The organism is Stieleria neptunia, assembly GCF_007754155.1.
Lineage (GTDB): Bacteria > Planctomycetota > Planctomycetia > Pirellulales > Pirellulaceae > Stieleria > Stieleria neptunia.
In genome coordinates this window covers 7677296-7690182 of sequence record NZ_CP037423.1, presented here as the reverse complement: position 1 = coordinate 7690182, position 12887 = coordinate 7677296, and the positions used below count along the sequence as shown (strand labels likewise).

At 61.2% G+C, this 12887-nt stretch carries 8 protein-coding genes; 6 read left to right on the top strand and 2 right to left on the bottom strand.

Annotated features, from left to right (window positions below; genetic code table 11):
• Nucleotides 1-11 precede the first annotated feature (11 nt).
• A complete protein-coding gene (gene mutY, locus Enr13x_RS26710; protein ID WP_231743804.1) occupies nucleotides 12-1160 on the top strand; it encodes an A/G-specific adenine glycosylase in 1149 nt (382 codons plus the stop codon).
• 220 nt (nucleotides 1161-1380) lie between these two features.
• Nucleotides 1381-2661: a cytochrome-c peroxidase gene (locus Enr13x_RS26705; protein ID WP_231743803.1), complete on the top strand. Its 1281-nt coding sequence runs from the start codon at nucleotides 1381-1383 to the stop codon at nucleotides 2659-2661.
• Between the two features lie 186 nt (nucleotides 2662-2847).
• Here the strand turns inward: Enr13x_RS26705 and Enr13x_RS26700 are convergent, their stop codons facing one another.
• Nucleotides 2848-3444 carry a hypothetical protein gene (locus Enr13x_RS26700; protein WP_231743802.1) on the bottom strand — a complete coding sequence of 199 codons (597 nt, stop codon included), beginning with the start codon at nucleotides 3442-3444 and terminating at the stop codon, nucleotides 2848-2850.
• A 112-nt stretch (nucleotides 3445-3556) separates the two neighbouring features.
• Nucleotides 3557-5173 (bottom strand): sulfatase, encoded by a 1617-nt coding sequence (locus Enr13x_RS26695; RefSeq protein WP_145389980.1) that lies wholly within the window; start codon nucleotides 5171-5173, stop codon nucleotides 3557-3559.
• 386 nt (nucleotides 5174-5559) lie between these two features.
• Between Enr13x_RS26695 and Enr13x_RS26690 the strand changes: the two genes are divergently transcribed.
• From Enr13x_RS26690 to Enr13x_RS26675, 4 genes are all read left to right on the top strand, one after another.
• Nucleotides 5560-7827, top strand: coding sequence for a serine/threonine protein kinase (locus Enr13x_RS26690; protein WP_145389979.1), 2268 nt, complete (start codon nucleotides 5560-5562; stop codon nucleotides 7825-7827).
• Between the two features lie 9 nt (nucleotides 7828-7836).
• Entirely contained in the window at nucleotides 7837-9963 is a 2127-nt protein-coding gene (locus Enr13x_RS26685; protein ID WP_145389978.1) for a hypothetical protein, read from the top strand.
• Nucleotides 9956-11809, top strand: coding sequence for a GTPase domain-containing protein (locus tag Enr13x_RS26680; RefSeq protein WP_145389977.1), 1854 nt, complete (start codon nucleotides 9956-9958; stop codon nucleotides 11807-11809). The genes Enr13x_RS26685 and Enr13x_RS26680 overlap by 8 nt, the downstream gene beginning before the upstream one ends.
• A gap of 324 nt (nucleotides 11810-12133) precedes the next feature.
• The gene (locus tag Enr13x_RS26675; RefSeq protein ID WP_145389976.1) at nucleotides 12134-12865 is read left to right on the top strand and encodes a MotA/TolQ/ExbB proton channel family protein; all 732 of its coding nucleotides are present in this window, start codon (nucleotides 12134-12136) and stop codon (nucleotides 12863-12865) included.
• Nucleotides 12866-12887 lie beyond the last annotated feature (22 nt).

Sequence of the window (12887 nt, the reverse complement as noted above, 5' to 3'; positions counted from 1 at the left end):
GATCCGACACCTTGCCGACTGAGACTCCGCCACATCACGACGACTGGCAACAGACCCGCTGGCGAACCGGTTTGCGTCGCAAGCTGCTCGCCTGGTTCTCCGACCATGCCCGGGAAATGCCCTGGCGCAGCGATCCGAGGCCGTATCACGTCTGGGTCAGCGAGATCATGCTGCAACAGACCCAGGTCGCGACGGTGCTGCCGTATTATCGACGCTGGATGGAATCGTTTCCCACCGTCGCCGACTTGGCCGCCGCTGATGAGTCCGAGTTGATGCGTCACTGGGAAGGCCTGGGGTACTACCGCCGCGTCAGATCGATGCATGCCGCAGCCAAGCAGATCATGTCCGAGCATGGCGGCGAGTTTCCGTTGCAGTACGACCAAGTCCTGGCGCTGCCCGGCGTCGGACGCTACACCGCCGGCGCCGTGCTCTCGATCGCCGCCGGTGCCAAGTTGCCGGTGCTCGAAGGCAACACCCAACGCGTGTACAGCCGCTGGATCGCGCTGCGAGTCCCGCCCACCGATCGTGCGGCCAACAAACTGTTGTGGGACGTGGCCGCGCGGATGCTGCCCCGCAGCGGCAGCGGACAATTCAATCAGGCGGCGATGGAACTGGGCGCGTTGGTCTGTCTGCCCAAAAATCCGAAATGCGACCAATGCCCCGTTCATCACCACTGTCGCGCCGCCGAACTGGGTTTGCAGGCCGAGATTCCGGGGAAGATTAAACGCATCGCCTACGAGGATCGAACCGAATTCGCGTTGATCCTCAGCCGCGAAGCACGAGGGGCGACGCAATACCTTGCCCGGCCGCTGCCTGATGGCGGACGTTGGGCCGGGCTCTGGGATTTCCCCCGTTGCACCGAGGCGGCAACCGAATCGGTCGACGCCGCCGCCGGCTGGTTGTCGCAGCAATTGGGCACGGAAGTTGCCGCCGGAGTTCGCCTACAGACCCTTCGTCATGCGGTCACCAAATTTCGCATTTCGCTGCACGTGCACCAGGCCGCGTTATCCAACGCCGGCGTCGCGGCAGACCGAACGGCACCGGCACCGTGGCAGTGGGTCTCACTTGATCAAATCCGCACATTGCCCTTGAGTGTCACGGGACGAAAAATCGCCGAATTCCTGGCCGCCGACGACCAATCATTTTTGCCGCTCAGTTAGAGTAATCGTGGCGTAAGCTTCTAGCTTGCGTTCGCGCTGCATCGCAAGCTGGAAGCTTACGCCACATCCTGCATCGCAAGCTGGAAGCTTATGCCACACCCTGCATCGCAAGCTGGAAGCTTACGCCACATCCTGCATCGCAAGCTGGAAGCTTACGCCACATCCTGCATCGCAAGCTGGAAGCTTACGCCACATCCTGCCTTCAAACCCCACCTTTGAGATGTCAAAACACAACCGATTTACGCTGCGATCCCTGTTTTCGTTGGCACCGCTTTGCCTGGCTTCGATGGGCTTGGCTTCGATTGCCGGCGCCGCACCGCTGGACAGTTCCGACGCGTCCCAATCCACGACGATCACGCTTGGCGAAGACCACTCGCTGTTGATGGGAATCCCTGGCAGCGGAAAGTTGACGTTGGAGGAAGTCCGAGAATGGCTGTCCCAACCGAAGCAACACGCCGAGTTGTCGGTCACGTTGCCCAAGGGGCTCAGCGCCGCCCAAGGCAACATCTTCATCCCCGAAGACAATCCCCTGACGCGGGCGAAGATCGAGCTCGGGCGACAACTTTATTTTGATCCCCGGCTGTCCAGTGACGGCACGATCTCCTGTGCCTCCTGCCACGACCCTGCCCAAGGGTACGGCGCCCAGACCCAATTTGGTGTCGGAGTGCGTGGCCAAGAGGGCGGTCGAAATTCACCGGTCGCCTACAACCGTATCGTCAGCCAGGCCCAGTTCTGGGATGGCCGCGCTGCGACACTGGAAGAGCAAGCGGTCGGCCCGATCGCCAACCCGATTGAGATGGGCAACAGCCACGAATCCTGTGTCGCCGACTTGGCCGCCAACCCGGTCTACAAGCTTCAGTTCGACAAGGTATTCGGCGATGGTGTGACGATCGACAATGTCGGCAAAGCGATCGCCGCGTTCGAACGCGCACTCGTCACCGGGCCGGCACCCTACGATTTCCAAAACGATCTGGATACGTTCGAAAAAGTGTTCGCCGATGATCTGGAATATTTGGACGAAGAGCCGGAGCTGAAGGAAGACTACGATGCGCTCAAGGCCGCGATCGCGGACAACCCGATGAGCGAAGCGGCCAAGCGGGGGATGAAGCTGTTCGCCGGAAAAGCGAACTGTGCGACCTGCCATGCCGGTGCCAATTTTACCGACGAGCAGTACCACAACTTGGGCGTCGGCATGGAGGCGGACAAACCCGATTTGGGACGCTACGAGATCACCAAGGAAGAAAAGGACAAGGGAGCTTTCAAGACGCCGACCTTGCGAAACATCGCGCTGTCAGCGCCCTACATGCATGACGGCAGCCAACAGACACTCAAAGAAGTCGTCGACTGGTATGACAAGGGTGGGCACAAGAACCCTTGGTTGAGCGACAAGATGAAGGTGCTGAACTTGACCGATCAAGAGAAAGCCGATCTCGTCGCCTTCATGAAGGAAGGCTTGACCGGCACGTTCCCCAAGATTCAAACGGGACGCTTGCCCGAGTAGGGCATGCGGTGCATGCCAACCGGCCTTGATGAACGACTCGTTACGGGGCTCTGCCTCGTGACGCAGTGTCGGCGAGGCTCCGCCTCGCGTTTGTATCGGTTGGAGGCGGAGCCTCCGAGACCTTGCGTTCCCAGGCGGGAGCCTGGGAACGAGTTCGGCGAGTCTTGCCCCACGCCGGTCAACGCTTCACCAGGTCAACAAACCGTTCGAATCGTCGTCCTCTTCCCAGTGGCGGCGGACTTCGCGTAGGCCATAGGCACACATTTCGAAGTGTTCGCTCATGCGGTGGATCAGCTCCGAGGACGGTCGGTCGGCACCGCCGTCAATTTCCGCGGCGATCGCGTAGGCCCGTTTGCCTTGGCGGCAATAGTCGATCAACTGATCCGGCGATTCACCGCGGTTCTTCTTGGCCGCCAAACTTTCCGGATACATGCCCGACCAGAACAGCGTGAAGTCACCGACATGCCGATAGACTTCGCGTTTGGCCAGACCGATTCGACGCTCGGCTTCGGAAATCATTTGCACGACATGCTTGGTTCGCATGCCGTCGCTTTGTCGCAACGAATACAGGGAATCGACGCGGACGAATCGCAACATCAAATCGCTGACGTAGTCGACCAGCTGGACGTCCGCGACACCGAGTTTGGTATGAAAGATGAACTCGCTGATGCCGCGAAAGAAACGCTCGACCGTCGAACCACACAGTGACTCGTGATCGGGTTCGTCCCCACCCTGTTCCTCGTTACCGTGCCGATCAGGACCGTGACTCGAATGTGACGCCATGATGGATCTCCCGAAATTGAACAGTGCGAATTACCCGTTTTCGCGATGTCGTCTTTCGACAGCTAGCGGCAAGGCCTGGATGCCGTCAAGACCAGTTTAGCATACTCAAAAATTAGTCTTTCGCACGAAGACTTCCCCACCAATCCGGATTTGGCTGCCAATCGGCCTCCAGGATCCGCGAATGGAATTCCTCCAGCCGCTGTTTCAGCTTGGTCTGTTTCTCCTGATAGTACCTCTCGGTCGTTTTTGGATCGTAGCGTGGATCCGGTTCGGGCCGTTTCGCCTGGACATCGTTCAACCAAGTGTCCAGTTGCTGCCACATGGCAGCGGCGCGGGCCGGTTGGGTGCGTGACAGATCGCTTTGTTCACTCGGATCGGTCGCCAGGTGATACAGTTCGTTGCGTCCGTCTTCGTAGTAGTGGATCAGTTTCCAGCCGTCCTGGCGGATGATCGCGTGCGGTTCACCGCCTTGATTTCCGTAATGGGGGTAATGCCAAAACAGTGGTCGGTCGGGGATCGTCCCACCGGTCAACAGCGGTTTCAGGCTGACGCCGTCTTGGTGCTGGGTCGGCCGCAGCGGTAGCCCGCACAAATCCAACAGCGTCGGATAGAGATCGGCTCCGGTCACGGGCGTGTCGTCGGACGATCCGGGGGGAACCAGTGCCGGATAGCGAATGTAGAACGGTTCACGGATGCCGCCTTCCCATTGCCGGCCCTTGCCGCCGCGGAGAGGCAAATTGGAGGTGCAAAAGGCGTCCCCCGACGAGACCCCGCCGTTGTCGCTGGTGAACACCACGATCGTGTTGTCCGTCAAACCCTTCGCGTCGATCGCATCGAGCACCAGCCCCACGGCGTTGTCGACGGTTTCCACCATCCCGGCATAAACGGGGTGATCTTGGACTTGGCGTACCGGCAACGTGCGATCGACTTGAAACCGTTGTTGCCCGGCGGGCAGCTCCGGCGCGAGCTCCCGGTACTTTTCCCACAGCGTTTTGCTTGTCTGGACCGGACCATGCACGCTGTAGAACGACAGCATCGCGAAGAACGGTTTCTCGTTTTGCTCGTTGATGTAATTCACCGTCTCTTGCGCCAGACGCATCGGCAGGGATTCGCCGTCGGGGCCGTTCTCCAGCACCGGATTGGTATACGGTGCAAAGTAGCCTCCCGGTGGACTGCCCTTGTCGTGTCCGCCCTTGTTGACCTGGTAGCCATGGTCGGTCGGCCAGGAGCCCTTGTCGCCCAAGTGCCACTTGCCGGCAAAAAAAGTGGCGTAGCCGCCCTCACGAAGTGCCTCGGCGATCGTCGCTTCCTCATCCGGCAAGGCGTGCACGTACTCCGCCGGAAGCACGCGGTCGGGACGCTTCCAATCGAGACCGGTTTTTGCGCCGATCCAGTCGGTGATCCCGTTCCGCGCGGGAAACGTTCCCAATTGAATGCTCGCGCGGGACGGGCTGCACACACAGCAGGTCGCGTATCCGTTGCGAAAACGCATCCCCTGTTCGGCGATGCTATCGATCCGCGGCGACTGGTAATACGGACTGCCTTCACCGGACAGGTCGATCGCCCCCATGTCATCCATCAAGATCAGGACGACGTTGGGTCGAGCGGCGATAAGCTGCGCGGGGCACAGGCACAACGAGCACACCACGCCTGCCAAGGTCAGGCCGATGGCGAGCGTCAGCGTTTTGATTGGTGGGCAATGATCGATCAAGACGAACCGATGTGTCATGGAGAGAGCGGGGGGAACGTGGGGAATCGGGCTGGCAGTGTTGCGGCAGACTATCATAGTCGAATCGCACGCGTGCCTAGTCGCACTCACTTCGGCTCGGAAGGTGTTAGCGGAACGGCGCGAGCGGGCTGTCGTTTTTGTGAGCTGCGACGCGTAAGCGGCCGGGCACTGCGACGCCCGCCCGAGGCCTTACGGCCAGCGGCTCACCATTAACTCAGCAGATCCCGACTCAATCGACAGCCCGCGAGCCGTCCGGTTGCGTTTCAAAAACACCGTGAAAGACCGGAGGGCTCGCGCCCTGCCGCCAAAAAATCGTTCACGGCGTAGGGCGGAACCTGGGAACAAGTGGAAGCGGCGCGGTCCCCTCCGTTTCGTATACTGGCACGATGCCCCAAGACAACGCAAAACGCCATCAAGAAACACGTTCGCAGTGGAAAACACTGGACGGTTCCCCCCGCGCGCGGCGCGGTCTCGGCCAGTCGACGATCATGAGCGTCGTTCGGCAGGCCCCGGTCGGCCCCTTGTCGCCGGTGATCGCGTCCCTGGTCGTCGCGGTCTTGTTGGGCGTGACGCTGTATGTCGGCTGGCTGGTCCGCGAGAGCGTGCGGGGCAGCATTCGCAATTCGTTGGAAACCGTGTTGGCGGCCAACATCAACGCGTTGCAGTTGTGGCTTGCCGACCAACGTGAAACGGCAAAACTGTACGCGGCCGAAGATGGATTGCGGGGTTACGCGATCGAGTTATTGGAACAGCATTCCAAAGCATCCGAGCCGGCGGGTGATCTCGCGGCGGTGCACGAACGGGGCCCCAATCGATCGGAATATTTAAAGGCCCTGACGGCGCGGCTGAGTGATGCCGGCTACTTGGGATGGGCGATCGTGGATCCGTTGGGCGGAGTGCTGGATTCCAGTGACGCCCGGTTCAACGGCGGCACGATCCCACTGGGCCAAGATCTGTTCGCGCGATTGACGGCCGGTACGGTGTCCGTGACACGTCCCTTCGAGATCGAAATCCGCCGCGCCGGCGAAGCGGAAACGCCGACCGGTCGGATGGCGGTCATGTGTGCGGTCGCCCCCGTTCGAGACGACCTGCGAACGACCGGTTCGGTGGTGCTGATGATCGATCCGGCCAAACAGTTCAGCAAGATCTTGTCGGTCGCCCAGATGGGCAGCAGCGGTGAGACCTATGCCTTCGACCGAAACGCGGTGATGATCTCGAGCAGTCGTTTCGAATCTCAGTTGACCCAAGCGGGGCTACTGTCACCCGGCGAAACGAGCCCGCTGAAGATTCAGGTCCGCGATCCCGGCGTGGACATTCGCGCGCGAAACTCGGTGCCGGGGGAACCGGCGACCTGGCCGCTGACGTGGATGGCGGACCATGCGACGCGTGGAGGCGTCGGTTCGAATGTCGTCGGATACAACGGCTATCGAGGCGTTCCCGTGGTCGGCGCGTGGACTTGGCTGTCCGAATACCATTTCGGCATCGCCAGCGAGTTGGAGGTCGAAGAGGCGTTTGCGTCGCTGCGGATTTTGCGCAATTCGTTCCTCGCCCTGTTCGGCGCCGTGTCGATCGCCGCGGCGATTCTGTTGGGGTTGGTTTGGATCACGCGACCGCGCGACATCAATGCAGACCGAGTCGAGGAGCTGAAGCGACGATTGGGACAATACGATCTGCAGCAGCGAATCGGACGCGGAGGCATGGGCACTGTGTATTTGGGCGAGCACGGTTTGCTGGATCGCAAAGTCGCCATCAAAGTCCTCGAAAACGCCAATGCGACCGAGCGATCCCTGGCCAGGTTCCAGCGTGAAGTCCAGCTGTCGGCACGCTTGAAACATCCCAATACGGTCGAAATCTACGACTTCGGACGAACCGACGAAGGCACGTTCTTTTACGTCATGGAGTATGTCGAAGGGATCTCGCTGGAACAGCTGGTGGACTACTACGGACGTCAACCGGCCGAGCGAGTGATCTATCTGTTGCTTCAGATCTGCGGGTCGATCGCCGAAGCCCATGCGGCGGGCATGATTCACCGCGACATCAAACCGGCCAACGTCCTGTTGACCTCACGCAGCGGGATCCATGACTTGATCAAAGTGCTCGATTTTGGATTGGCGAAACAGATCGACCATGAATCGATGCAATTGACGCGCGTCGATTCGCTGACCGGCACACCGCTTTACATGTCGCCCGAGGCGATTCGTGATGCCGCCTCGGCCGATGTGCTCAGCGACATCTATTCGATCGGTGCGGTCGGCTATACTCTGCTGTGCGGTCACGCTCCGTTGGAGGGCGAATCGGCGACCGACGTGTGCGCCAAAAAACTTCACGAGGAACCGGAGCCCCCGGAGCGGCGCATCGGCGTCCCGCTGGCCAAGGATCTTCAACGGGTCCTGCTGCGCTGCCTGCATCTGGATCCGCTCACACGGCCCCAGTCCGCTCAGCAATTGGCAAACGAGCTGTTGGCGTGTGCGGACAGTCCCCATTGGACGCAAGCGGATGCTGCTTTATGGTGGCGTGAGATTTTCGACGGCCCGTACTTGGACGATTTTGAGCTGAGCGAAGACAATCCATCGGCCGAAGGCACCCAAGGTGACACCGCCGTGAACGAAAAACGTCCAGCGGCAAGCCCACTGGCCCAATCAACGGCGAGCTGAACACCGGATATGTTTGGTCACAAACGACGAAAAACCCCGACCCAGGTCGACTGGCCGCGTTTGAAAGCGTTACTCGAAGACGATGATCGTCGAGCCGCGGTCGAGCGTCTGTACCCCGATCCCCGCAACGAAAGTTTCCTCTCGTCACTTCGTCGCGTCCAACCGAACTTGGCCGGCGACGTGGTGTCACTGGGACGCCAAGTTTTCCATGGTGCCCGCTTGGCCGAGTACCCGACGTTGGCCGTCGCCGGCATGCTCAACAGCGGTAAAACCAGCCTGGTCGCCGGGCTGCTCAGCCGGCACGGTCGCGCCCGCACGCTGCGTGGTGTCGCCAACCGCCAAGGCACGCACCGATTCGTTTTGTGGCTGCCCCAGAAATGGCGTGAAGAATCCGCGTTGTGGCAGTTGTTGCTGGATGATTTTGGCGATGCCGTCGGTCATGCCCCGGAGTTGTTGGCCGAAATGCCCGAAGAGGCGCATGAACAATACAACAACCGCAGCGGCGGCGTCGACGCGTTGGGCGTTCCACTGGTCGCGACCGATCCGGCGTTGGATGATTTGGGGATCGGTTTGCTGGATTGCCCCGACATCGTTTCCGACGAAGTCTTTGGCGTCGGGTCGCCGGAGCGAAGACGTGAACTGCTGGGCAAGGCATCGACGTTTTGCAGCGCCTTTCTGGTCGTGTCGACACCCAGCATGGCCCGCGACCGTTCGCTCGGGGACATCCTGCAAACGATCTCGGACTTGATGCCCGGCATTCCGCGTCTGCTGGCGGTCAACAAGATTCGCCCCGGGCAAACCCCCGAAGATGTGTTGGAATCCTTCGAACCCCAGGCCAGCAAATTCGGCGTCGAAAGAGTTTACGGGGCCTACGATTACGAGTTGCCCAAAAGCGAACCCTTTATTCCGAAATCGGCCAAAGACGGGGACCAGGAAGTCACGATCGAAAACCCCGACGACGATCCGCTCCCGATTTTCTTTTCGCTCTCGACGCATCCCGACGAAAACCCGCCGGCGGAGATCGGCTGCGATCGATTATTGACCCATCTGACGCGTGAGTTGGATCGCCCGGAATCGTCGGATCGTTTTTTGATGGGACGCCATGCCGCACTGCGTCGCGCGGTCTGGGACATGGGTCTGGCCGCGGTCGAAAAGGACGCCGAGCAATCGCTGCGGTTGACCGAGCGGGCAAGGCAAACGCTGTTGGACACGACGATCAGCCTGTTCACAAAGCAGTCGACCGGAGGTGCGATCACGGAGGTTCGGATGCACCAATCCGAACGCATCGTCCGCCAGCTGGCCGACGCGTTCTGCGAAGCCGCACCCTGGTACGCCCGCTGGGGTGTGAAGATCAACACGTTCATCCAAGGCCGCACCAAGGCGGCGTCTGATTTGTTCAAACAGTACGTGCCGACCGCGATGGCGGAACGGTATGCCGAATCGATCAAGGAGAAATTCAAGGCGAAGAAGGTCGGCCAACTCGTCGATCCGGAGGACCTGGACACGTCGCTTCGGCGGTTCGGCGCGCCGTTGACGTTGCCGCATTGGTTTGACGGGCAAAACGATCCGATCGATCCCGCCGCGTGGACCCAGTCGATGCACGAGGTGTTGCAAACGTTTCATGAAAATGACCGCGTCGTGTTCGATAGCGATCAATTGCGTGGCGTCGCCGAAGAGATGTGGCGTCAGATCCCGCGTCACAAAAAGTTGGCCTTCGGGTTGACACCGTTGGCGGCTCTGCTGGCCACGTTCGGAAGCGTGCTGATGTTGCCGGTCGATTTCGGCGCGACCGTTCTGGTCGCCAACGCCTCGGTCGTCGAACTGCTGGCCGCCGCCGGGCTGACCGCTTTTTCAGCCTACTGGGCCGGCGGAAAGACGGCCCAGACGCTCAGCACCCAAGCCGCGGTCGAACAGATGTCGATGTTCTATGTCTTGCTGTGTCACCAGATCGGTATCGATCCCGGCAGCCCGCTTCCCTCGATCCGTCTCAAACAATCCAACATCATGTTCCCGACTCCGAATGTAAAGGTCGCTGCCGGTGGCGGAGCAAACGCGACGCTGGCGGTCTATCGTATGAATCAAACGTTTCGCCAAGAATTGAACGGGATCCTGCCCCGCGAGTCCAAACATGCATGAATCCTTCGCAGACACCGTGACCCCTGACGACGAATTTTTGAACCGGGTTCGTCGCGCCGGGGCGTCGGTTTTGGGCGACAGCGAAACGGGGCGCCAAGTTCGATCGCTGTGTGAGGAACACGCCCGGGCCCGTCACCTGATCTCACAAGATCGGGCCGCCGGCGCGTTGGTCTTGGCGGTCGTGGGCGCGACCGGACAAGGCAAATCGTGGCTGATCCGCCAATTGATTCGTCGCTCGCCGCTGGCCGCTTCCATTCGCAGCGGCAACAATGCCGACCAGGCGACGGAGGAACTGGTGTGGGTCGGCCCGCACACGCCGGTCGATCTGGACCCGCGTTTTGAACGATTCGTCCGGGTGTCCTCGGCCGACATGGAGCCGATCGGTACGCCCTACATGCTCGTCGATGCGCCCGGGGCGACGGATGATCGGCAAGGGATCGCCGAGGTCGCCAAACGGGCACTCTCGCTGGCGTCGGCGATCGTGTTGGTCGTCCGCCGCGATCAGATTCGTGGCCAAACCCCAGCCGCGCTTGCGGTGGCCAGCGAAGGCACGATCGTCATCCCCGTGGTCAATACGATCGGTGTCGACGATGCGGCGCTGCATGCGGACATCGATGCCTTCCTGGCGAACCTGCGGACCGCCGCGCCCGAGAGCGTCATCGCCCGCCCGATCCAGGTCACCGATTTTGAACTCAGCGGCGAAAGCGAACAGCAGATCGGGGCGCAGGCCGCAACCGAACTGCTCCGCCAGTTGCAAATCGAATTGGAAAACAACCCCGACAGCGATCGGCGCAAATCGACCCGGCTGGCGGCCCTGGACGGTCGATTCCGATCCGCACTCAGCGGGTTGCTGGCCGACGAACTGCCGGGCCTGACCCGTGCGGTCAATCGGTTGAACGACGAAGCGACGAAACTGCCGGGCGAAGTCGCACAAACGTTGATCGGGCCCGACGGTCCGATGCAGGCCGCCGTTCGCAGCCGGTTGCGTTTGAAACTGTTGACATCGACCGGCGCCATTTGGTTTCCCTACCGTTCGATCTTGGGCGTGTTGAATTTGACGCATGGGGCCTGGGATCGCGTGCTGTTGTCGCTCTCGGGTTCGCTTCCGTCGTTGGTCAGCACGATCTGGACTTCGACGCGCAGTCTGACATCGGATCGCAACGCCAACGACGAACTCCGTGACGGGCTACAACGCCGCAGTGCCGCGGCAGTCACCGATCGACTGGGCCCGCTGGCGGCACAGTTTCGAGAGGAGTTGGCGTTGCTCAGAAACGCCGATCAGGGCGACGACGGCAAATCAATCCCCGGCGATCCGTGGCGCGTCACGTCGCACTCCGAAACTCAACACGTCGCCTCGCTGGCCGGCATCGATGCCCTGCAAGAACGCTCGCACGAGATCTTTGAAGACGCGGTCGAGCAGAATTCGATCTCACCGTCGACCGCCACGATCATGGCGATCGTCGGCACGCTGATCTTTTGGCTGCTGATGGCCGGCCCCTTTGTCGCCCTCTACGGCGAATACTTGAAAGCCAGCTACGACACCCTGGTCCAGGTCTCGGCGCAAGACGCCGGAGAGGGGCAGCATCCGCTGGAGCATTTTCCCAAACCCGAATTCGCGATGGTGCTCACCAGTTTGGTGCTGTCGCTCTTGCCGACCGCGATTTTTGCGATGATCGCGCTCTCCGCGGCGCAATCCAACGGCCGCACGCAGCGGGCTCAACACGCCATTCGCCACGGTCATGACGAAGCGATCGCGGAGTTGCAACAAGACCGTGTGCTGCGACTTCGCTGGGACGATCCGCTGTTGACCGACGCCGAGTTCCTGGTGTCCGCCGGTCGACACTAGCGGGCTGTCGATTGAGTCGGGATCTGCTGAGTCAATGGTGAGCCGCTGGCCGTAAGGCCTCGGGCAGCGTCGCAGTGCCCGGCCGCTTACGCGTCGCGGCTCACAAAAACGGCAGCCCGCTTGCGCCCTACCGCTAACAACAAACATTCCGCTTGGCGTCAGAGTCGATGGCCTGGCGCGCCAGCCCACGGGTTCCGATCATTCTGCCCCGAATCATTCTGCCACGGGTTCCCTGATTCCCACCGACCGTTTCGCGACGACGGTGAACTGATACACTGTGCATCCTCCTTCACCGCACCGTCACCACTGATCCACCAGCCAACCATGCCGCAGGGATTGCCGATTCAATTTGAGGTGTTGCTTGCCCAAGGAAATGCCGACCAGGCGGCCGAGAGCGCGGGGTTGCTGGACATCGTGCTCAGCGGCGGGATCGTCGGCGCGGTCATCTTGGTGGTGCTGCTTTCGCTCAGCTTTTTGGCGGCGTACCTGGTGTTCGACCAGGTGATGACGCTCCGCCGTGGCGAAGTCTTGCCGGAGGGGTTGAGCGAAACCGTCCGCCAAGCCTTGCTGACCGGCCGGCTGCAAGAAGCCGATGCGGCGTGCCGGCGTGAACCGAGCGTTCTGAGCGTGGTGTTGTTGTCGGGGATTGCGGAAGTCGAGTACGGCTGGCAGGGCGTGGAAAAGGCGGTCGAGGATGCGCTCGCGGAACAGTCCGCCCGCATGATGCGACGGATCGAATACTTGTCCGTGATCGGCAACATCGCCCCGATGGTCGGGCTGTTGGGAACGGTGACCGGGATGATTTTTGCGTTCCAGCAAGTCGCCACGACGCGGGGGGCCGCGGGAGCCGGTGACTTGGCCGAAGGGATTTACCAGGCGTTGGTGACCACCGTCGGCGGCTTGGTCGTTGCGATTCCCGCATTGGCGGCCTATGCCGTCAGCCGCAACCGAGTCGACACGCTGATCGCGGACGTCGCGTTCCAAGTCCAGCACGCATTGGCCCCGATCAAACGCCGCCCGACCAAGAACGTCGCCGCCCCCAAACGGACGTCGTGAGCGTTTCCTCGCTCCACGCGCC